The 20,494-nt window shown below is 73.2% G+C and carries 19 protein-coding genes; 11 read left to right on the plus strand and 8 right to left on the minus strand.

From position 1 onward, the window contains the following. The first annotated feature begins 156 nt into the window (after nucleotides 1–156). The 4 genes from rpsF (at nucleotide 157) to rplI (ending at nucleotide 1,797) form a co-directional block, all read left to right on the plus strand. Nucleotides 157–447, plus strand: a complete 291-nt coding sequence (gene rpsF / locus GA0070214_RS18640; protein WP_046563719.1) for a 30S ribosomal protein S6 — start codon at nucleotides 157–159, stop codon at nucleotides 445–447. A gap of 80 nt (nucleotides 448–527) precedes the next feature. Next, nucleotides 528–1,055, plus strand: coding sequence for a single-stranded DNA-binding protein (locus tag GA0070214_RS18645; protein ID WP_198940427.1), 528 nt, complete (start codon nucleotides 528–530; stop codon nucleotides 1,053–1,055). A 41-nt stretch (nucleotides 1,056–1,096) separates the two neighbouring features. Then, nucleotides 1,097–1,336 (plus strand): 30S ribosomal protein S18, encoded by a 240-nt coding sequence (gene rpsR / locus GA0070214_RS18650; protein WP_013289355.1) that lies wholly within the window; start codon nucleotides 1,097–1,099, stop codon nucleotides 1,334–1,336. 14 nt (nucleotides 1,337–1,350) lie between these two features. Beyond that, complete coding sequence (rplI, locus tag GA0070214_RS18655; RefSeq protein WP_091265040.1) at nucleotides 1,351–1,797, plus strand: 50S ribosomal protein L9; 447 nt, start codon at nucleotides 1,351–1,353, stop codon at nucleotides 1,795–1,797. A gap of 84 nt (nucleotides 1,798–1,881) precedes the next feature. On the opposite strand, the gene GA0070214_RS18660 is transcribed toward rplI, so the two are convergent. Continuing rightward, the gene (locus GA0070214_RS18660) at nucleotides 1,882–3,474 is read right to left on the minus strand and encodes a hypothetical protein (protein WP_091265044.1); all 1,593 of its coding nucleotides are present in this window, start codon (nucleotides 3,472–3,474) and stop codon (nucleotides 1,882–1,884) included. A gap of 393 nt (nucleotides 3,475–3,867) precedes the next feature. Between GA0070214_RS18660 and dnaB the strand changes: the two genes are divergently transcribed. Then, nucleotides 3,868–5,271: a replicative DNA helicase gene (gene dnaB, locus GA0070214_RS18665; protein ID WP_091265048.1), complete on the plus strand. Its 1,404-nt coding sequence runs from the start codon at nucleotides 3,868–3,870 to the stop codon at nucleotides 5,269–5,271. An 18-nt stretch (nucleotides 5,272–5,289) separates the two neighbouring features. Here dnaB and GA0070214_RS18670 read toward each other — a convergent pair whose 3' ends face one another. The 5 genes from GA0070214_RS18670 to GA0070214_RS18690 form a co-directional block, all read right to left on the minus strand. Beyond that, entirely contained in the window at nucleotides 5,290–5,973 is a 684-nt protein-coding gene (locus tag GA0070214_RS18670) for a maleylpyruvate isomerase N-terminal domain-containing protein (RefSeq protein WP_091265051.1), read from the minus strand. 82 nt (nucleotides 5,974–6,055) lie between these two features. Further along, a complete protein-coding gene (locus GA0070214_RS18675) occupies nucleotides 6,056–6,439 on the minus strand; it encodes a TFIIB-type zinc ribbon-containing protein (RefSeq protein WP_091265055.1) in 384 nt (127 codons plus the stop codon). Between the two features lie 23 nt (nucleotides 6,440–6,462). Beyond that, complete coding sequence (locus tag GA0070214_RS18680; protein WP_091265058.1) at nucleotides 6,463–7,092, minus strand: phosphoribosyltransferase; 630 nt, start codon at nucleotides 7,090–7,092, stop codon at nucleotides 6,463–6,465. Then, entirely contained in the window at nucleotides 7,089–8,444 is a 1,356-nt protein-coding gene (locus tag GA0070214_RS18685; protein WP_091265061.1) for a glycosyltransferase 87 family protein, read from the minus strand. Before GA0070214_RS18685 ends, GA0070214_RS18680 begins: the two co-directional genes overlap by 4 nt. A gap of 61 nt (nucleotides 8,445–8,505) precedes the next feature. Then, nucleotides 8,506–11,016, minus strand: a complete 2,511-nt coding sequence (locus tag GA0070214_RS18690) for a putative bifunctional diguanylate cyclase/phosphodiesterase (protein WP_377462928.1) — start codon at nucleotides 11,014–11,016, stop codon at nucleotides 8,506–8,508. Nucleotides 11,017–11,619: 603 nt separating this feature from the next. On the opposite strand from GA0070214_RS18690, the gene GA0070214_RS18695 reads away from it, so the two are divergent. The 5 genes from GA0070214_RS18695 to GA0070214_RS18715 all read left to right on the plus strand — a co-directional run bounded on the left by GA0070214_RS18695 (nucleotide 11,620) and on the right by GA0070214_RS18715 (nucleotide 17,622). Then, nucleotides 11,620–14,652 (plus strand): AfsR/SARP family transcriptional regulator, encoded by a 3,033-nt coding sequence (locus tag GA0070214_RS18695; RefSeq protein ID WP_091265067.1) that lies wholly within the window; start codon nucleotides 11,620–11,622, stop codon nucleotides 14,650–14,652. A 227-nt stretch (nucleotides 14,653–14,879) separates the two neighbouring features. Further along, nucleotides 14,880–15,371, plus strand: coding sequence for a cyclic pyranopterin monophosphate synthase MoaC (moaC, locus tag GA0070214_RS18700; protein WP_091265071.1), 492 nt, complete (start codon nucleotides 14,880–14,882; stop codon nucleotides 15,369–15,371). Further along, nucleotides 15,368–15,838, plus strand: a complete 471-nt coding sequence (locus GA0070214_RS18705; protein ID WP_091265581.1) for a MogA/MoaB family molybdenum cofactor biosynthesis protein — start codon at nucleotides 15,368–15,370, stop codon at nucleotides 15,836–15,838. Before moaC ends, GA0070214_RS18705 begins: the two co-directional genes overlap by 4 nt. A gap of 37 nt (nucleotides 15,839–15,875) precedes the next feature. Further along, the gene (locus GA0070214_RS18710; protein ID WP_091265075.1) at nucleotides 15,876–17,135 is read left to right on the plus strand and encodes a molybdopterin molybdotransferase MoeA; all 1,260 of its coding nucleotides are present in this window, start codon (nucleotides 15,876–15,878) and stop codon (nucleotides 17,133–17,135) included. Nucleotides 17,136–17,190: 55 nt separating this feature from the next. Continuing rightward, entirely contained in the window at nucleotides 17,191–17,622 is a 432-nt protein-coding gene (locus GA0070214_RS18715) for a molybdenum cofactor biosynthesis protein MoaE (protein WP_091265078.1), read from the plus strand. A 4-nt stretch (nucleotides 17,623–17,626) separates the two neighbouring features. On the opposite strand, the gene GA0070214_RS18720 is transcribed toward GA0070214_RS18715, so the two are convergent. After that, nucleotides 17,627–19,063 carry a glycosyltransferase 87 family protein gene (locus tag GA0070214_RS18720; RefSeq protein ID WP_091265080.1) on the minus strand — a complete coding sequence of 479 codons (1,437 nt, stop codon included), beginning with the start codon at nucleotides 19,061–19,063 and terminating at the stop codon, nucleotides 17,627–17,629. 203 nt (nucleotides 19,064–19,266) lie between these two features. Then, a complete protein-coding gene (locus GA0070214_RS18725) occupies nucleotides 19,267–19,812 on the minus strand; it encodes a DoxX family protein (RefSeq protein WP_091265083.1) in 546 nt (181 codons plus the stop codon). Nucleotides 19,813–19,947: 135 nt separating this feature from the next. Here GA0070214_RS18725 and GA0070214_RS18730 point away from each other — a divergent pair, with 135 nt between their 5' ends. Beyond that, entirely contained in the window at nucleotides 19,948–20,493 is a 546-nt protein-coding gene (locus GA0070214_RS18730) for a GNAT family N-acetyltransferase (RefSeq protein WP_091265085.1), read from the plus strand. Nucleotide 20,494: the final 1 nt, after the last annotated feature.

The raw sequence follows: 20,494 nt of genomic DNA on the forward strand, positions 1-20,494 counted from the left end.
GGGCGACCTGCCCCGGCATGATCGTCCGGACCGGGTATCCTGGTCCGGTTGTCCGCGTCCGGCCGGGTTCCCCCGGGCACCGGTCGCGGGCCACGACGCACGACCTCCTGCCACGGAAGGACCGTGGCCGCTTAGCCCACAGGAGGTGAGCACGTCTTGCGTCATTACGAAGTCATGGTGATCCTCGACCCCAGCCTCGAGGAGCGCACCGTCGCCCCGTCGCTCGACACGTACCTGAACGTGATCCGGACCGCGGGTGGCTCGGTGGAGAAGACCGACGTGTGGGGCCGCCGGCGCCTCGCGTACGAGATCAACAAGAAGGCCGAGGGCATCTACGCCGTCATCGACCTCCAGGCGTCGCCGGAGGCCGTGGCTGAGCTGGACCGTCAGCTCCGACTCAACGAGTCGGTGCTGCGCACCAAGGTCATCCGCCCGGAGATGCGCTGAGCATCTAGACCCGGCACGTCCGGATCAAGCCTCATCGACGCTGTCGGAGGGCTCTGAGAGCCTGTAGGGCACAGAGATGAGTGCGCGAGGAGATGGTCATGGCAGGAGACACCACCATCACGGTCATCGGCAACCTGACCGATGACCCCGAGTTGCGGTTCACCCCCTCCGGGGCGGCGGTCGCCAAGTTCCGCGTCGCCTCGACGCCCCGCTTCATGGACAAGGCGTCCGGCGAGTGGAAGGACGGCGAGCCGCTGTTCCTCTCGTGCACGGTCTGGCGGCAGGCCGCCGAGAACGTCGCCGAGTCGCTGCAGCGCGGCGCCCGGGTGATCGTGTCCGGCCGGCTGCGCCAGCGGTCGTACGAGACGCGCGAGGGTGAGAAGCGCACCGTCATCGAGCTGGAGGTCGACGAGATCGGCCCGTCGCTGCGCTACGCCACAGCGAAGGTGCAGAAGATGTCCCGCTCGGGTGGCGGTGGCGGCTTCGGTGGTGGTGGTGGCCAGGGTGGCGGCGGAGGCAACTTCGACGACCCCTGGGCCTCGGCTGCCCCGGCTCCCTCGCGCGGTGGTTCGGGCGGCGGAAACTTCGACGAGGAGCCCCCGTTCTAATGGCGCCGAGCGCCCGCGATCGCAAACCAGGAGCAAGAGCAATGGCCAAGGCTGCGGCACTTCGCAAGCCGAAGAAGAAGGTGAACCCGCTCGACAAGGACGGGATCACCTACATCGACTACAAGGACACCGCGCTGCTGCGCAAGTTCATCTCCGACCGCGGCAAGATCCGCGCTCGGCGGGTGACCGGCGTCACCTCGCAGCAGCAGCGGCAGATCGCCCGTGCGGTCAAGAACGCCCGCGAGATGGCGCTCCTGCCGTACACGGCCACGACCCGCTGAGAGGAGGCACCGACATGAAGATCATCCTGACTCAGGAGGTGTCCGGCCTCGGTGCCCCGGGCGACATCGTCGAGGTGAAGGACGGCTACGGCCGTAACTACCTGCTGCCGCAGGGCTTCGCGATCGCCTGGACCAAGGGCGCGGAGAAGCAGGTCACGGTCATCCAGCGGGCCCGCGCGGCCCGTGAGATCCGCGACCTCGACCACGCCAACGAGGTCAAGGCCCAGGTCGAGGGTCTGAAGGTCAACCTGAAGGCCCGCGCCGGCGACGGCGGCCGGCTCTTCGGCTCGGTCACCCCGGCCGAGATCGTCGACGCCGTCAAGGCGGCCGGCGGCCCGACCCTGGACCGCCGCCGGCTGGTGCTGCCCAGCCACATCAAGTCGCTCGGCGCCTACCCGGTCAGCATCCGGCTGCACCCCGAGGTGACCGCCAAGTTCGACCTGAACGTGGTCAAGGGCTGACACCCGACAGCACGACGGAAGGGCCCGCACCGACACCCGGTGCGGGCCCTTCCGCATGTCCGGCCGGAGTCGCCCGGCCGTGCGTCACCCGATCGGCTGGCCCGTCACCGCGCTGATCACCACGGTGGAGAGCCCACCGCCCACCACGGCCGCCGCCAACGCCACCGTCGCCGACCGCCAGGTCGTGCCGACCCGACGCAGCATCACCGCCACCACGAGACTGCTCAGCAGCGCCAACCCGAACCGCGGCGCCCCCGCCACCAACGAGGCGACGGCGTGCGCCCGCGGCGACTCACAACCACCCCCGGTGATGTCCGTGACGCACCCCGCCGGAGGCTGCCCGTCGAGGAACACCAGCCCGACCACCAGCAGCAACGCCGGCACCAGATAGCACGCGGCCGTGTAGACCAGGGGCCGCAGCGGCCCACCCGGATCCGGGTCGAGCAGGTCGTCCTCCAGCCGGCGCCCCCACGAGCCGCCGACCGTCTCCACCCGCCGCCGCAACGTCGGCGCGCCGGCCCGGCCTGCCGCCATCGGTTCCACCGGCCGCCGGGCGGGCGCCGGGCGGGGCGCGGTGGAGGCGACCATCGGCGAGCGAGGGGCCGACGGCGGCGTCTCCGTCCAGCGCGGGTCGTCACCGGCCAGCCGCGTCCCGGACCAGAACGCCTCGGCCCGCTCCGGCGACGCCCAACCCTCCCGGCGCGGCACCGGCGGCGCCGTCCGGTCCCACGGGTTGACCTCCGCGTACCGGTCCCAGGCACCCGTCTCCCGGACCCGGTCCCACTGGCCGGTGTCATCGGGCCGGTCCCACTGGCCGGTGCCGGGACGCCGATCCCACGCGCTGGTCTCGGCACGCCGGTCCCACGTGCCGGTGTCCGTGAACCGGTCCCACTCGCCGGTGTGCTCCGTTCGGTCCCAGCGGCCCTCCGCCTGCTCCCACCGGCCGGCGCCGGCGGGACGACCCCATGCGTGCACGCCCGACGCGTCCCACGGGTCGACCGCCGGCTGCTCCACCGGATCCGGCTCGGCCGCCCGGCCCCGCTCCCACGGGTCCACCGCCGGCCGTGACCACGAATCCGCCGTCACGCGCCGGCTCCGCCGGGTCGGCCGCTCGGCCTCCCACCGGTCACCGTCCTCGCCCGACGCGGGCGACTCCTCCAGCCCCGACCAGGTCACCTGCGGCCGCCGGGTCGCCGCGCGACGCGGCCGGCTCCGCGGGGCCACCCCGGACACCGGCTCACCCTCGACCCCGTCGGCCCGCCGGCTCCCCACGTACCCCTGATCCTGCGGGGTGTCCATGGTCCACTCGGCGGTGTGGTCCGACACCGGGCCGGCGCCGATGGCGCGCAGGTCGCGGCGGTCGTCCGAGCGGCGCCGGGCAGGCTCGTCCCGCCAGCCCCCACCCGAGTACGGCGGCTCCACGTCCTCGTCGTCGCGCGCGGCGTGCCGGCCTCCGCCGTCGGCCCGGCGGATCCCCGATTCCAGCGCCCACCGTGGAAGGTAGGTCTCGGCCGGCTCGTCCTGGCCACGCTCGACGGCGCGCCGGCGGCTCGGTGTGCGGTAGCTCTCGGGGGCGGACGACTCGATCGGGAGCGGACCGGCGGGAGCGGCCCAGGAGGGTCTCGGGCGGCGTTCGCGCGGGCTGCCCTCCCCGCTTCCCCAGTCCCGGTTTCTCACGGCCGGAGCGTGACCCTTCTCAACCCATAGCGCAATCCGCTGTCCAGGTGTAGCCGTTCGCAGAGATAGTACGGGACGAAAGGCGCCCAAGCTCGACCCGAAATCTTCCGTCCACAGGGTGGGGATTAAAGAACCGCAGGTCAGCGCCGAGCGAGCCGAAATTCCCCATCACTTATCCACACCCTGTGCACACCCTGCGCACATGCCCGTCCACCGGCGTCCACAGGTTGTCCCGAGGCTCGTCCACCGGTGCTGTTGAGCGGCTGACCTCGGCTTCCGTATCGTGGTCCCCCGACCGCCCGGGCGATGGCCCCCGATCGACCGGAGGGTCGTCGGAAGTTGTCACACCCGGCGGCGAAGCTGGATCCGATCCGACGCAGCAAGGGGGGACCCGTGTCGGTCACCGACGAGACGCGCTCGGAGCGGGCCGGGGGGCAGCCACCCCCGCCGGCGCAGCGGGACGGCCAGTTCGAGAAGACCCCGCCTCAGGACGTGGCCGCCGAGCAGTGCGTCCTCGGCGGCATGCTGCTCTCCAAGGACGCCATCGCCGACGTCGTCGAGATCCTCAAGTCGAACGACTTCTACCGCCCGGTGCACGCCACCATCTTCGACGCGATCCTCGACATCTACGGCCGGGGTGAGCCGGCCGACCCGATCACCGTGGCCGCCGCGCTCGCCGACTCCGGCGACCTGGCCCGGATCGGCGGCGCGCCCTACCTGCACACGCTGATCGCCAGCGTCCCCACCGCGGCCAACGCGGCCTACTACGCCCGCATCGTCGGCGAGCGGGCCGTGCTCCGCCGGCTGGTCGAGGCCGGCACCCGGATCGTCCAGCTCGGCTACGGCACCGGTCAGGGCGGCAGCCGGGACGTCGACGACGTCGTCGACCTCGCCCAGCAGGCCGTCTACGAGGTGACCGAGAAGCGGGTCAGCGAGGACTTCGCCGTCCTGGCCGACATGCTCCAGCCGACCCTCGACGAGATCGAGGCGGTGGGCGCCCAGGGCGGCGTGATGACCGGGGTGCCGACCGGGTTCAGCGACCTCGACCGCCTGCTCAACGGTCTGCACCCGGGGCAGCTCATCATCGTGGCCGGCCGGCCTGGCTTGGGTAAAAGTACAGCATCTATGGACTTTGCCCGGAATGCCGCTATCCGCTACAACCAGGCGTCGGCGATCTTCTCGCTGGAAATGAGCAAGGTCGAGATCGTCATGCGACTCCTCTCGGCCGAGGCGCGCGTCCCGCTGCACGTGCTGCGCAGCGGCCAGCTCTCCGACGACGACTGGACCAAGCTCGCCCGGTGCATGGGCGAGATCAGCGAGGCACCGCTCTTCGTCGACGACACGCCGAGCATGAACCTCATGGAGATCCGGGCCAAGGCGCGTCGGCTCAAGCAGAAGCACGACCTCAAGCTGATCGTGGTCGACTACCTCCAGCTGATGACCTCACCGAAGCGCACCGAGAGCCGGCAGCAGGAGGTCGCGGACCTGTCCCGTGGCCTGAAGCTGCTGGCCAAGGAGGTCGAGTGCCCGGTGATCGCGGTGAGCCAGCTGAACCGTGGCCCCGAGCAGCGCACCGACAAGCGACCTCAGCTGTCCGATTTGCGCGAATCTGGCTCGATCGAGCAGGACGCCGACGTGGTCCTGCTTCTGCACCGCGACGACTACTACGACAAGGAGTCGCCGCGAGCCGGGGAGGCGGATTTCATTGTCGCCAAGCACAGGAATGGCCCGACCGACACGGTGACGGTGGCCGCGCAGCTGCACCTGTCCCGCTTCGTCGACATGGCCATCGTCTGACCCGCAGCGGCGGAGCGGTCAGCCGAGCAGGGGGAACCAGCCGGCGGCCTCCCCCAGCTCCAGCCGGTCGCGGTCGGTGAGCGGGAGCCGGCCGGTGGCCTTGAGGAGGTAGTCCCGGTCGTCCCAGCCGGTCGGCCGGACCGCGTCGTCGGGGAGCAGCCCGTCCACGGTGGCCACCGCCACCCGGGTGGGGGCCTCCGCGGGGAGCGGCGCGTCGGGCAGGTCCACCACCAGGTCGAGGTGGTGGATGACCGCCTCGGTGGTCAGGGTGGCGAGGAAATCGGGTACGCGCAGCACGTGGCCCTGCGTGGTCACGTGTCCGTCGGGGTCCACGGCGGCGGCCGCCCGCGCGGCGGCGGGCGCGGTGTCGGACCAGATGCGCACCACACCGCTGGGCCGGTCGAAGGCGGCGGCGGAGCGGCGGGCCCACCAGGCGTGCTTCACGCTCGCCTCGTCGTCGCCGCCGGGGCTGAACGCGCGCCAGTAGCTGACGTCGTCGACGTCGGCCGGGCCGGGTGCCGGGCTGGCGAGGGCGACGAGCGCCCGTTGCGCGTCGCAGAGCACGTGGAAGAGCAGGTCGGCGACGAGCCAACCCCGGCAGCGGGTGGGTCGTTGCAGGCCGGCGTCGTCGAGTGGGGTGACGACGGCGGTGATGCCGTCGTACGCCTGCGCCAGCGCCTCGTGCTGCCGGATCGCCGTCATGTCGTGCAGCCTGCCACGGCGTGGCGGACTCGGCACGGCGGTGACGCCGGGCCGGTGCGTCGCCGGCCCGGCGTGGCGACGGTCAGTCGAAGAGCTCGCCGAGGAAGCCCTGGTGCCTCTTCTTCCGGCGGTAGTGGCCGTGGTAGCCGTAGTGCTGCTGGCCGTACGCGGGCTGCGCGTAGCCGTGGCCGGGCGGCGGCGGGGGCGGCGGGGGGACGGCGCCGTAGCCGGGCTGGTGGGGAGCGGCGGCGGGCGGCGGGGGCGGGGGCGGGGTGTAGCCGCCTCCGGCCGGAGCGGCCTGCCGCGCGCCGTGCTGCTGGTTCCAGTTCGCCTCGGCCTCGAACAGCTTCTCGAGTTCGCCGCGGTCGAGGAAGATGCCGCGGCATTCGCCGCACTGGTCGATGATCACTCCGCTGCGCTCGTACTGGCGCATCTCTCCGTGGCATTTGGGACAGGTGAGCTGCATGACACCGAAGGTACCCGGTGAAATCACGCGGTGGCGGTGAGCGCCTGCGTCACCTCGTCGTCGGAGACCTCGTGGAAGTCGTCGTAGTAGGCCCCGACGGCGGCGAAGTCGGGTGGGGTCTGGTCGGAGATCACCTGGTCGGCCTCGGCGGCGAGCATCTCGTACGCCTGGTCGGAGCCGACCGGGACGGCCACCACCACGCGGGCGGCGCCCAGGTGCCGGGCCACCTGCACGGCGGCGCGGGCGGTGGCGCCGGTGGCCAGCCCGTCGTCGACGATGACGGCGGTGCGCCCGGTCAGGTCGAGCTGGGGGCGGTCACCCCGGTAGAGCTGCTCGCGGCGGTCCAGTTCGGCCTGCTCGCGGCGGCGCACGTCGGCGCGCTCGTCCGGGTCGATCCGGTCGGCGATCATGTCGTTGAGCACCTGCACCCCGCCGGGGCCGAGCGCGCCGTAGGCGACCTCGGGCGCCCAGGGCATGCCGAGCTTGCGGACCACCAGCACGTCCAGCGGCGCGCCGAGCCGTTCGGCGATCACCCGGGCGACGGGTACGCCGCCGCGGACCAGCCCCAGGACGATGACGTCGGGTCCGGCTATGTCGCCGAGCCGGTCGGCGAGGATGCGTCCGGCCTCGGCGCGGTCGCGGTAGGTGGTCATGCCTCAGGTCTACGCCCTCCGGCCGGGCCGCGCCGCCCAGTTGCCGGGAAAGGCGGTCCGGAGGCGACCTCGGGGCGGTGCTCGGCGGGGGCGAGGGCGGGGGCGAGGACCAGCAGGGCGATCGGGTAGAGCAGGTAGCCGAAGCGGGTCGAGGGCATCAGCAGGATCGCGGCGAGCAGCCCGTACCCGCAGATCAGCGCGGTGGCGGCGGCGGTGCGCGGCGGGCGGCGCAGCAGCCGGACGGCGATCGCCACCGCGACGGCGGCCAGCAGCGCGGCGGCGACCAGCCGGCCGGCGGGCAGCGCGCTCGCGATCAGGTGGCCGGGGAACGGGGACTGCGCGGGGCTGGTCACCAGTCCGTGCCCGAGCGGGAAGCGCAGCACGTTCTCCACCAGGGCGTCGCGGTCGACCAGCAGCACGGGGAGCAGCGCGAGGACCGGCAGGCCGAGCGCCCCCAGGGCGGTGCGCGTGCCGGCCCGACGGGTGACGGCCCAGCCGACCAGCACGACCGCCACCGGCCAGGCGAAGAGCTTCAACGCGCCGGCCGCGCCGACCGCCAGGCCCGCGCGGCCGGGCCGGCCGGCGGCGGCGAGGGCGAGGGCGAGGAGGCAGAGCGCGAGTACGGGCAGGTCGTCGCCGCCGGTGGCGAGGGTGAGCGCGCAGATGGGCAGGACGGTGGCGGCCTGGGCGGCGCGCAGCACGGCGGCGTCCCGCCGGGGTGCCGTGGGGCCGGCGGGGGTCCGGAGGGCGCGCACGGCGGCGGCCAGCACGAGCGCGGTGACCAGGGCGAACCAGACCCGCGCGTCGGTCCACCAGGTGTCGACGGCGGCCCGGGGAAGCCCGAACAGCGCCATCCCGGGCTGGTAGGGGGTGTAGCCGAGCAGCTGCTCGCCGGGCGGCAGGGCGGCGATCGCGTCGTGCCCGAGGTAGGGGGTGCCGTGCTCGGCGAGCCGCGCGCCGGCGTGCTCCACCACCACCACCTCCTCCTGCGCCCGGTCGGTCCGGCCGCCGGCCCGCTGGATGCTCTGGGTGACCACCGGCAGCAGGGCGGTGGTGGCCCAGGCGAAGCCGGTGACCGCCCAGCGGGCGGGCAGGGCCGCGAGGGGGGTGCCCGGACGCCGGCGTCGGGCCAGGAGCTGGGCGGTCGCGGCGAGCGCCGCCAGGGCGTAGCCGATCGTGGCGAGGGTGCCCCAGGCACGGTGCGGCAGCAGCGTGGAGGTGGCGGCGGTGACCGCCGCGAAGACCGCGGAGACGGCGTAGAGGCCCAGGTCGAGGCCGAGGCCACCGGCGGCGGTGTCGACCGCCTGCCAGCGGCGGAGGGCGGGGTCGGTCCGGTCGGCGTCGGCGGTCACGCGGGCCAGTCTGGCAGACGGGTACGGCGCCGCCGTCGCGGATCTTGGTGGGCGGCGGTGGTCAGGGGGTGGCGGTGCGGTTGCGGCTACCGCCGGTGCGGCGGCCGGGCAGGCGGATCACCGCGCCGGCGTCGTGCAGCGGCGGCGCGAGGGCGCCGGGCCGACCGCCGGCTCCCCGCTGGAGAGCGGCGAGCAGCGTGCCGGACGGCAGCGGCCGGGCGAACAGGTGGCCCTGCCCGGCGGCGCAGCCCAGCTCCCAGAGCGCCCGCCGCTGGGGTTCGCTCTCCACGCCCTCGGCCACCACGGTCAGGTCGAGGCTGCGGCCCAGGTCCAGGGTGGAGCGGATCACCGCGGCGGCCTCGGCGGCGCTCTCCATCGCCGTGACGAAGCTCCGGTCGATCTTCAGCTCGTGCACGGGGATCCGGGAGAGCAGCGAGAGCGACGAGTAGCCGGTGCCGAAGTCGTCCAGGGCCAGCCGTACGCCGGAGTCGCGGAGCCGGCTGAGCACGCGGTCGACCACGTCGAGCTGGCTGAGCGTCAGGGTCTCGGTCAGCTCCAGCACGAGCCGGTCCGGCGGCAGGTCGTGCGCCCGCAGCCGGGCCAGCACCGCACCGGGGAAGCGGGCGTCGAGGAGACTGCGTGGCGACACGTTGACCGAGACCGGCAGGTCGAAGCCGGCGTCCCGCCACGAGCCGGCGGCGATGAGAGCCTGGTCGAGGATCGCCTCGGCGAAGGCGGGCAGCAGCCCGGAGCGCTCGACGGCCTCGATGAAGCGCAGCGGGTCGATCATGCCGTGCGTGGGGTGGTGCCAGCGGGCCAGCGCCTCGGCGCCGATCACCTCGCCGCTGCCCAGGTCGACGATCGGCTGGAAGTTGACGGTGAACTCGTGGTCGGCGACCGCCCGGGGCAGCTCGCCACCGAGGGTGAGCCGGCCCAGGTCGGCGGTGTCGCGGGTCGGGGCATAGGTGGCGATGCGCTGGCCGGCCCGCTTGGCCTGGTACATCGCCACGTCGGCGCGCCGCAGCAGCTCGGGCATGCCGCCGCTGGCCGGGGCGACCGCGATGCCGCCGCTGGCCTCCACGCTGATCCGCATGCCGTCCAGGTCGAGCGGCTCGTGCAGCGCGGTCAGCAGCGCCTCGGCCCGGTGCGCGGCGACCGCCGGGGCGGGCAGGCCGCGCAGCAGCACGGCGAACTCGTCGCCGCCGAGGCGGGCCACCAGGTCGTCGGGGCGGGCCGCGCCGCGCAGCCGGTCGGCGACCTGCGTGAGCACCCGGTCCCCGGCGCCGTGCCCCAGGGTGTCGTTGACCTCCTTGAAGTGGTTGAGGTCGATCAGCACCAGGGCGGTGACGCCTTCGGCGTGCCGGTTGGTGAGCTGCTCGGTGCCCTCGTCGAGCAGGTGCCGGCGGTTGGACAGCCCGGTGAGCGCGTCGTGGGTGGCGGCGTACGCGTGCTCGTCGGCGATCCGGGCCAGCTCGGCGTACGCCTGGGCGTTGCGCACGGCGGTGCAGAGCGCCGAGGCGAAGGTGCGCAGGGTGTACTGCTCCCGCTCGGACAGCTCGACCGGCCCGGCGAACCGCAGTCGCAGCACGCCGAGGTCCACCGCCCGGTCGTGCCCCTCCAGCGCGACCGGCATGACCCTGCCGTTCACCGTGCTCGGCTCGGATGCCGCCCCGTCGTACGCGATGCCGCCGGCGTTGCCGCGGACCGTGCGCCCCCGGTCGCGCAGCTCGATCTCGACCTCGTCGGCGGAGAAGAGCTCGGCGGCCTCGGTGACGGCGGTGGTCAGCACCTGGTCGAGGTCGACCACGTTGAGCGCGTCGGTGGCCCGGGCGAGCCGCTGCCAGGCCTGCTGCTCGGTGCGTGTGCGGACCCGCGTCGAGTAGGCGAGGTGCAGGCTGAGCACCAGCGGCGGCACGGCCAGCAGCAGCCGGGGGTCGGCCCGGAGGATGAGCACGGTGCAGGCGGCCACCACGAACCGGACGGCGAAGCCGGCGACCCGCAGGTCCAGGTCGACGCGGAACTGGCGGGAGATCGGCGTGCCCGAGGCGAGCGCGATGACCGGCATCGCGAGAACGTCATCCAGCAGTGCTGCGACCAGGTAGACGACGCCCAGCAGCAGGACGATGCCGAGCGGTTCGCGTGGCGGCCAGGCGTCCCCCATCAGCAGGATGGCGACGGTGGCGCCGCCGGCCACCAATGTGTGCTTCGCGATGGCGAACGCCATCTTGATGGGAGCCAGACGGGTCACCGACCCGAAGGCGACACCGATGCCCGTCACGAGGATCACCCAGGAGGGCGGTGCGACGGCGAGCCCGATGACGATTGCGGTCTCGACCCAGGCGAACGCCAGCGTGGTCGACCGGATCCGCAGGGGGGTCTTGATGACCGTGGCCAGCGCGATCGTCACCACCAGGGACGTGATGGTGACGATGTTGCCGACGGAATTCGGGAGCTGCTTCCGGGTCGAGAAGAGGGCAACGAGCGCGACCACCGTCGCGCACGCGACCAAAGTGAACACGAGCGCACGCAGGCGCGGTTCGACAGCTCTTCGACCGTCCGCCGTGCGGCTCAACCGGCATCACCTGTCGCTCACGATCACCATGCGCTGACAGGCAGCCTACCGCTCCCGGCAGATGAGGAACACCGCTCAGGTCCATTCGGTGCTGCGCACTGCTCCGCCCTCCTCTGAATGCTGAAGTCGAAATCGGATACGTGACCGGAACATTTGTCAGGTCCATTCGGTGCTACGCATCGTTCTCGACCCCCTCAAACGTCTCGTTGCGCGTAATTTGCGCCCTGCTTGGTGAAGAGCAGGTTAGAGGAGGAGATGGCCGATATCAAAGAATGAATGTCGGTATGCGCAATATAAGTAAGTAGCCACCGCTATATGACGTTCTGTCCACAAGAAGTGTGCGGAGCGAAGCGAGCCGTATCTGCTCGTGTCGGCGTGGTCGCTGACTGCCATCTGGAATTTGCGGTGGAGCGCGCCTGTCAGCCTTGCCCCGCAAGGGAAACATTTCAACCGTGCTTTGGCCGACTTCTATCACCGGGTTGGCTGAACGTGCGGTCGGCAGGGCGTGGTGCGGTCGGTCCCGTCCGGGCGGCGACCAATGGGCACATGAATTAGTCTGTCGGTTCGGCTTGGAGGAGGCGTCAGCAAAGCGGAGCAGTCCTCGTGGAAATTCGAGTCATCGGCGGCCTGGCGGTGCGGTTCGACGGGGCGGGCCTGGCACTCGGAACGCCCAAGCAGCAGCTTGTACTGGCGATGCTCGCCCTCCATGTCGGCCGGCTGGTCACCGTGGACGAACTGGTGGACGAGCTGTGGCCGCAGGCCCCGCCGCGTTCTGCCGTACCCAACGTCCGTACGTACGCCGCTAATCTGCGGCGGAGCCTCAACTCGGCTGGTGACGGGCGAGTTGCAATCGTCCGCGAACCCGGGGGCTACCGACTTCACATCGACGAGGACCGGATCGACCTGCACCGCCTGTCGCCCGGCTGGCACGACGCACGGAACATGGCCGATCAGGGCAGACCTATCGAAGCCATCCCGCTGCTCGCGGAGGTGGTCGACGCCTGGTCGGGTCCGCTGCTCGCCGGGCTGCCGCTGGGACCTGGCCTGACGGCGCGGCGCGAGGCGGTGGACCGCGACCGGCAGTCGGCCGTGGAGTTGCTGGCCGAGCTGCGGCTGCGGACCGATCGCGCCGACCTGGCTCTCCCGCTCCTGCGTGCACACGCATCGCGGTATCCGCTGCGCGAACCCGCCCAGGCCCTGCTCATGCGGGCGCTCATCGGCACCCACGACGTGAGCGGGGCGCTCGCCGTCTATCAGGCCGCGCGCGACGCGCTCGCCGCGCAGCTCGGTGTGCCACCCGGGCCCGAGTTGGAGCGGGTCCACCGTGCCACGCTCGACGCCCGGCGGGCGCGGCGGAGACCCGCGGGCGGCCCGGTGGAAGCCGCTGCGGTCGGGCGGAACGAGGATGCCGGCCGGGGTGCGAACTGGCTGCCCCGGGTGGTGCCGGACTTCGTCGGACGGCGGGAGGTCATCGAGCGGACGCTCGGCGACATCGCCGCCGACGAGGCAGGGCCGGTGGTGCGGGTGATCGACGGCATGGCGGGCTGCGGCAAGACAACCCTCGCGGTCCACCTCGCCCACCGTCTCGCGGACCGGTTTCCCGGCGGGCAACTGTTCGTCGACCTCGGTGGCCATGCGGAGGGTGCGCCGGTCCCACCCGCATCCGCCCTGGTCACCCTGCTCCGCCAGCTCGGTCTGCCGGCCGGTCGGATCCCCGGGGAGCTGCCCGACCGGATCGAGATGTGGCGGCGGGAACTCGCCCTCCGCAGGGCCGTGGTGGTGCTCGACAACGCCGCGGACAGCGCGCAGGTCGAGCCCCTGCTGCCCGCCACCGGTCGTGCCGTGGTCCTGGTGACCAGCCGGCGTCGGCTCCTGGCGCTCACCGAGCGGCCTCCGGTGTCGCTTTCCGTGTTGCCCGAGTCCGAAGCGTTGGCCCTGCTCACGTCCCTCGTCGGCGAGCAGCGGGTCAGGGCCGATCCCGACGGCGCGTCGGAGATGGTGCGCATCTGCGGAGGGCTGCCGCTCGCCATCCGGCTGGCCGGCACGCGGCTGGCCCATCGCCCGGCGTGGACCATGTCCGACATGGTTCGCCGGCTGTCGGGGAAGCCGGCGTTCCTTCCCCGGTTGCAGGCGGAGGCGCGAACCGTGGTCGAGGCCTTCGCCGAATCGTACGAGCCGCTGGACAGCTCGGCCAGGCGCGTCTTCCGGTCCTTGGGACTGGTCGCCGCGGGTCACTACGACACCGCCATGGTGGGCGCGCTCACCGATCTGCCACTGGACGAGGCCGCCGACCTGATCGACGAACTGGTCGACCGTCACCTGGTGGAGGAGATCGCCGACGGGCGCTACCGCCTGCACGATCTGATGCGGCAGTACGCCTACGAACTGTCACTCCAGACGGACCCGGAGCCGATCCGGAAAGCGGTGGTGGCGGGCCTCCTCGATCACCTCCTGCACTCGGTCGTGGTGGTCTCCGCGCCGATGGAGGAGAAGCGCCTGGTCGACCGGAATCTCCGCCTGGAGGCGCCTCTGCGTCCCGATCTGCTCTCGGCGCGGCTGCCCGGTGACCTCGAGTGGCTGGAGGAGCAGCGCCTCAATCTGAACTCCCTCGTCCGGCAGGCCGCTCGCGAGGGCCACGAGGCGATGGCGTGGCGGCTGGCCCGGGCGGCCTGGCGCTTCTTCTACATGCGCAGCTACTTCGACGACATCTCCGCCACGCATGGCGAGGGGCTGGTCGCGGCACGCCGGACGGATGATCGCCACGCCGTTGCCCTCATGCACAACTACCTCGCCTCGGCCTGCGTGCGTACGGGCGCCTACCAGGAGGCGTCGGCCCACCTCCACGAGGTGGTGTCGATCCGGGCGGAACTCGGCGACGTCGAAGGCACGGATCGTGCGCGGGTGAACCTGGGCGTCGTGTACTGGCTGACCGGCCGCATCCAGGATTCCCTCGACGTCAACCAGGCCGCGGTGCGGGCCGGTGCCCTGGACACCCTGCCCGTGCTGCCCAACCTGGGCCTCACCCTGCGGTTCCTGGGCCGACACGACGAGTCCATGGCCGTCCATCGGCTCCACCTGTTCGTCGCCCGGGTCAGAGGGGACCTGTTCCACCTGTCCAACGCGCTCGGTCACCTCGGCGGCGTCCGCTACCGCCTCGGCCACGACGCACAGGCGGAACGCCTGCTCCGGGCCTCCCTGGCGCTGCGGGACCGTACCGGCAACGGGTATGCCCGGGCCGAGACCCTCAGCGACCTGGCCGGTACCTACCGGCACTTAGGCCGGCTCGACGAGGCGCTACGACACCACCATGCCGCGATCGAGGCGGCGGCCAATGCCGGCGAACGCCACGTCCAGGCCGAGGCCCGCAACGAACTGGCCATGACACTGCGGGTCGCCGGGCGGCAGGAGGAGTCAGTGGCGATGTTCCGTCAGGCGCTCGACATCGCCACCCGCATCGCACACCCCTACGAGCAGGGCCGGGCGCTCAGCGGCCTCGCCGAACACCTGGCGGACAACGACCCCGAGGACGCACGCCGATACCGGCGGCGGGCCCTGGCGATCTTCGAGCGGATGGGGGTACCGGAGCAGCACGAGATCCGCCGGCTGCTGGCGGAGGTCTCGCCGGATCGGGTCTGAACCGCTTTATCGATTTCTTATCGCCTGGCCCGTTAGCGTCGCCGGCATGTCGACCAACGGGGGCGGTCCGCTGCACGGGGGACCCGGTCGACGAGGCCCCCGCCGTCAGTTTCCCCCCCAGCGAATCGACGGCGGGCAAGGTGCGGGAGGGGTGCCGAGCGGCGCCCCTCCCCGCCGCCGGCCGCGAAGCGCGCGCCCGGTCGTACCGGACGGATAGGCTCGCGGCCGTGACCGAACCCGCGCAGCTCACCCACGTCGACCCGGCCGGCGCGGCCCGGATGGTCGACGTCTCCGCCAAGCCGGTCTCCGGCCGGCTCGCGGTCGCCGCCGGCCGCCTCCGCACCACCGCCGAGGTGGTGGAGCTGCTGCGCCGCGACGGCCTGCCCAAGGGGGACGCCCTGGCGGTCGGCCGGCTCGCCGGGATCATGGGGGCCAAGCGCACCCCCGACCTGATCCCGCTCTGCCACCCGATCGCCCTGCACGGCGTCACCGTCGACCTGCGGCTCACCGAGGACACGGTCGAGATCACCGCCACGGCGAAGACCGCCGACCGGACGGGGGTCGAGATGGAAGCGCTCACCGCGGTGGCCGTCGCCGGCCTCGCCCTGGTCGACATGGTCAAGGCGGTCGACCCGGCGGCCTCGGTGGACGCGGTCCGGGTGCTGCGCAAGGAGGGCGGCAAGACCGGCGAGTGGGTCCGGCCGGAGGACCGGCCGTGATCCGGGCCCGGGTGATCGTCGCCTCGAACCGGGCGGCCGCCGGGGTCTACGCGGACACGAGCGGCCCGCTCCTCGCCGCCGGCCTGCGGGAGCTGGGCTGCGAGGTCGACGAGCCGGTGGTGGTGCCCGACGGCGAGCCGGTCGGCGCGGCGCTGCGGGCGGCCCGCGACGAGGGCGTCGACGTGGTGCTGACCAGCGGCGGCACCGGCGTCACCCCGACCGATCGCACCCCCGAGGTGACCCGCCCCCTGCTCGACTACGAGATTCCCGGCATCGCCGAGGCGATCCGGGCGCACAGCCGTGCCGCCGTGCCGACGGCCGCGCTGTCGCGCGGGCTGGCCGGGGTGTCCGGCCGGATGCTGGTGGTCAACCTGCCCGGGTCGCGGGGCGGGGCGAAGGACGGCCTCGCGGTGCTCGGCCCGATCCTGCGGCACACCGTCGACCAGCTCCGTGGCGGCGACCACTGACCGCACGCCCCCGCCGCACCGGCGATAGGCTCGGCCGATGAGCACGGAAACCGCAGCCGGCGCGGTCGAGGTCGCCGCGCCGCCGCCGGCCGGGTGGGAGGAGGCCCGCTCCCGGGTGTACGCGGTGGGTCTCGCCGCCGCGCTCCCCACGGTCGGCCGGTCGCTCGCCGACGCCGACGGGCACACCCTGACCGAGCCGCTGACGACGCGGACCGACCTGCCGGCGTTCCCCACCTCCAGCGTGGACGGCTGGGCGGTGCGCGGGGACGGCCCGTGGCGGGTGGTCGGCCGCGTGCTCGCCGGGCAGACCCCGCCCCCGCTGGCGGCCGACGGCAGCACGGTGGAGATCGCCACCGGTGCGATGGTCCCCGAGGGCACGACCGCGATTCTGCGGATCGAGGAGTCGACCCGCACCGCCGACGGCCGGGTGACCGGCACGCCCCGCCCCGCGCCGGAGTGGCGGGAGCCGGGCGAGGAGGCGTACGCCGGGGAGGAGCTGTTGCCGGCCGGCACGCCCGTCGACCCGGCGGTGATCGGTCTGGCCGCCTCCTGCGGGCACGACACCCTGCGGGTCCGTCGCCGGCCCCGCGCCGCCCTGCTGGTCTTCGGTGACGAGCTGCTGACCGCGGGCCCGCCCGGAGCCGGCCGGGTCCGGGACGCGCTCGGCCCGGCGGTGCCCGCCTGGCTACGCCGTTACGGCTGCCAGGTGCGCCCCGCCGACGTGGTCGGCCCGGTGGCCGACACGCTCCCCGACCACGTGGCCGCGCTGCGCACCGCGCTCGCCGACGCCGACCTGGTCTGCACCACCGGCGGCACGATGCACGGCCCGGTCGACCACCTGCACCCGACGCTGGAGACGCTGGGCGCCGACTACGTGGTGAACACCGTGGCGGTCCGCCCCGGATTCCCGATGCTGCTGGCCCGGCTGGTCGGCGACGACGGTCGCGTCCGCTTCGTGGCCGGCCTGCCGGGCAATCCGCAGTCCGCCGTCGTGGCGCTGGTCTCGCTGGTCGCGCCGCTGCTCGCGGGCCTGCAGGGCCGGCCCATGCCGGTGCTGCCGCAGGCCACCCTGGCCGAGCCGGTCGCCGGACGCGGCGACTACACCCACCTCGCCCTGGTGCGGTGGGACCGGGTGACCGGCACGGCGCACCCGGTGCGCCACGTCGGCTCGGCGATGCTGCGGGGACTGGCCGGCGCCGACGGCTTCGCGGTGATCCGGCCGGGCACGAGCGGCGCGGCGGGCGACCGGGTGCCACTCGTGCCGCTCCCGTTGACTCTCGGGGAGCGGCCATGGTGAGCGCGAGGAGTGAGCCGGGGTTGCGAGCCCCGCAGTCGCGAACCGGGGAGGCTCAGTGAGCACGGCAGTCGGCGTCGTCCTCGGCGCGGTCACCGACCAGCCGCTGGACCTGGCCGCGCACGAGGCGGCGGTCGCGGACCGCCGCGCCGGTGCGGTGGTCTCGTTCCAGGGCGTGGTCCGCGACCACGACCACGGCCGCACGGTCACCCTGCTGGAGTACGAGGGCCACCCGACCGCCGAGGCCGTGCTGCGCGAGGTGGCGGCCGAGATCGCCGCCCACCCCCAGGTGTACGCGGTGGCCGTGTCCCACCGGATCGGCCCGCTGGAGATCGGCGACGTGGCCCTGGTCGCGGCGGTCAGCACCGCGCACCGTGCGGCGGCCTTCGCGGCCTGCGCGCGGCTGGTCGACGAGGTGAAGGCGCGGCTGCCGATCTGGAAGCGGCAGGTGTTCGCCGACGGCGCCGAGGAGTGGGTGAACTGCCCCTGACTCCTCAGCGTCGGGCGGCGGGCTGAGCCGCCCGGGCGAGCCGGTCGTGATAGAACGCCGGCTCGGCGCCGGGGCGCCAGGGCAGCGCCGCGACCAGCACGATCAGGGCGACGGCCAGGGAGTTCTCCATCAGCGCGCCGAACAGGCCGTCCTGGTAGTGGGACACCTCGGGGAGCTGGTGCTCGTACGGCCAGATCGGCGAGACGAGGAAGAGCAGGTAGAGCCCGAGCGCGCCGACCCCGTGCCGGAACCCGGTGAGGGTCGGATACCAGATCGGCGGCCGGAGCGCCGGAACCCCGGTGGCCGGTGGCGCGCCGGTGGCCCGGGGCAGCAGGCCGCGGCTCGCCTCGCGGCGGCGTAGGGCGGCGTCGGCCAGCACGATGATCGCCGGGATGACCCAGACCAGGTGGTGCGACCAGGAGATCGGGCTGATCACGTTGGCGGTGAGCCCGACCAGGGTGAACGCGGTGAGCTCGTCGCCGTCGGCGCGGGCACTGGTCGCACGGGACAGCCCGAGCGCCAGCATCAGCACCGCGAAGGCCAGCCAGAGCAGGCCGGGCGTCTCGATCGAGTCGTAGAGCCGGGCCAGCAGGCCGGCCAGCGACTGGTTGGCGGTCATGTCCGCCGCCCCGACCCGCTCGGTCTGCCAGAGCACGTTGGTGAAGTACGTCCGAGACTCCTCGCCGACCACCCCGAACGTCACGATGGTCACGCCGATGGTGGTGCCGACCGCGGTCAGCGCGGCCCGCCACTGCCGGGTGATCATCAGGTACGCCACGAACAGCGCCGGGGTGAGCTTGACCGCGGTGGCCAGCCCGATGCCGACCCCGGCCCAGGTGCCGCTGTAGACGAACCGGGCCAGCGCCGAGTCGGCGGTCTCGTGGTGGGTGCCGCGCCGGGCCCGCCAGCGCAGGCCGACCAGGTCCGCCATGATCAGCGCGAAGAGCAGCAGGTTGACCTGGCCGTAGCCGAGGGTCTCCCGGGACGGCTCGATGGCCACGGCCAGCGGGGTGGCGATGCCCACGGTGAACCAGAGCGACCAGCCCAGCCGGTCGATGATCGGGCGCAGCAGCGCGGCCAGCACGACGGCGAGGGCGGCGATGCTGGCCAGGGCGTTGAGCCAGCCGGCGGCGTCGACCGGCAGCCAGGACATCGGCAGCATGGCCAGGCCGGCGAACGGCGGGTAGGTGAAGCCCAGGGTCGTGGAGGGGGCGATGAAGTCGTACAGCTCGTTGCCGTTCGCCCACCACACCACGGCACCGTGGTAGATCTTCATGTCGAAGAAGTTGTACGGCCGGCCGAAGGCCCCGATGGCGAGCCAGGAGGCGTAGGAGACGGCGGCCACGACGCCGGTCCGGACGAGGATGCGGCGGTCGACCCCCCGCGCCACACGTTGGAGGGGAGGAAGGCGGTCCATCCGTCTACCGACTGTCGTCGGCATGGCGTGGCCACCCCCGTACCAAGGTCGTCCTGCCCGTCCAGGTCCAGCACGGAGCCTAGAACGGCGCCTCACGTCACTGCCTCCCGCGTTATGCGACCGTGTCCGATCCCACACGTGTTTTTGACATTTCCACCGCGTTAACGGGTGTCGGACGGTTCAGGTGATTGGTGGCCTTGCGGGGGTGGTGGCCGTATTGATGCAGGTCAGCCCGGGATTCGGCGGGCGGTGGCCGCCGAGCGTACGGCGATCTTCGCCTCCCGGCGGGCGGTCCGGACCGCGCGCTGCACCGAGCGGCGCGAGTGGTTGATCCGGTGGCCGGTGCGCCAGCGGAGCCCCGGCTTGCCCTCGGTGTCGGCGGCCGCGAGGAGGAGACCGCCGAAGAGCCCGAGGTTCTTCAGGAAGTGGATCTGGTTGTTGTTCCGTGCCGCCGGGTCGTCGTTGTTCCAGAAGGGATGGCCGGCGGCGGTGGTCGGCACCAGGGTGGCGGCGAGGACGAGCGCGGCCGGCCGGGTGAACTTGCCGGTCGCCAGCATCAGCCCGCCGATCAACTGGGTGGCCGAGTTGGCCCGTACCAGCGTCGCGGTGTCGGTGGGGATGCGGGGGTGGATGCTCTGGAGCAGCGGCGTGACCTTGTCGGTGATCGGCTGCGCGGCCGGGACCAGCCGTCCCGGGTTCTGCAGGTTGCGGGCGCCGCTGACCACGAAGATGCCGCTCAACATGACGCGGGCGAGGGAGCGCACGGGCTTCATGGCTCAGTCATACCCCGTCGCGGCCCTCAGCACCCCTGCAACACCCGAAAGGGATCGGCCGACGTGGACGTCCGGCGCGTACCGATTTCAGCGACCGTCGCGGATGGACGGGCTCCGGACGGTAAGGTCGCGCGGGTGACGACGCTGCGACTCCGACCCGAGGACCCGGCGGACGAGGAGCCGGTCGCCCGGGTGCTGGCCGGCGCGTTCGCCCGTCCCGACGTGGCCACCCCGCCCGAGGTGGGGCTGGTCGACGACCTGCGGCGCAGCGACGCCTGGATCCGGGAGCTGGCCATGGTCGCCGAGTACGGCGGCGAGGTGGTGGGCTACGCGCTGCTCACCCGGGTGCAGGTGCGCACCGACGGTGGCGCCTGGCCGGCGTTGGCCCTCGGCCCGGTGGCGGTCGCCCCGCACCGGCAGCGGGTCGGGCACGGCGTGGCGGTGGTGCAGGCCGCCCTCGACGCGGCCACCGAGCTGGGCGAGCGGCTGGTGGTGGTGCTGGGCGACCCGGCGTACTACCGCCGGTTCGGGTTCGGGCGCGCGGACCGGCTGGGGTTGACCAGCCCGTGGTCGGGGCTGGGTGAGCCGTGGCAGGCGCTGGTGCTTCCGCCCTCCACGAGCGACGAGCCGCCGCCCCCGGCCGGGGAGGTGGTCTTCCCGCCGCCCTGGTCGAAGGTCTGAC

It is taken from the genome of Micromonospora chaiyaphumensis (assembly GCF_900091435.1).
Taxonomy (GTDB): domain Bacteria; phylum Actinomycetota; class Actinomycetes; order Mycobacteriales; family Micromonosporaceae; genus Micromonospora; species Micromonospora chaiyaphumensis.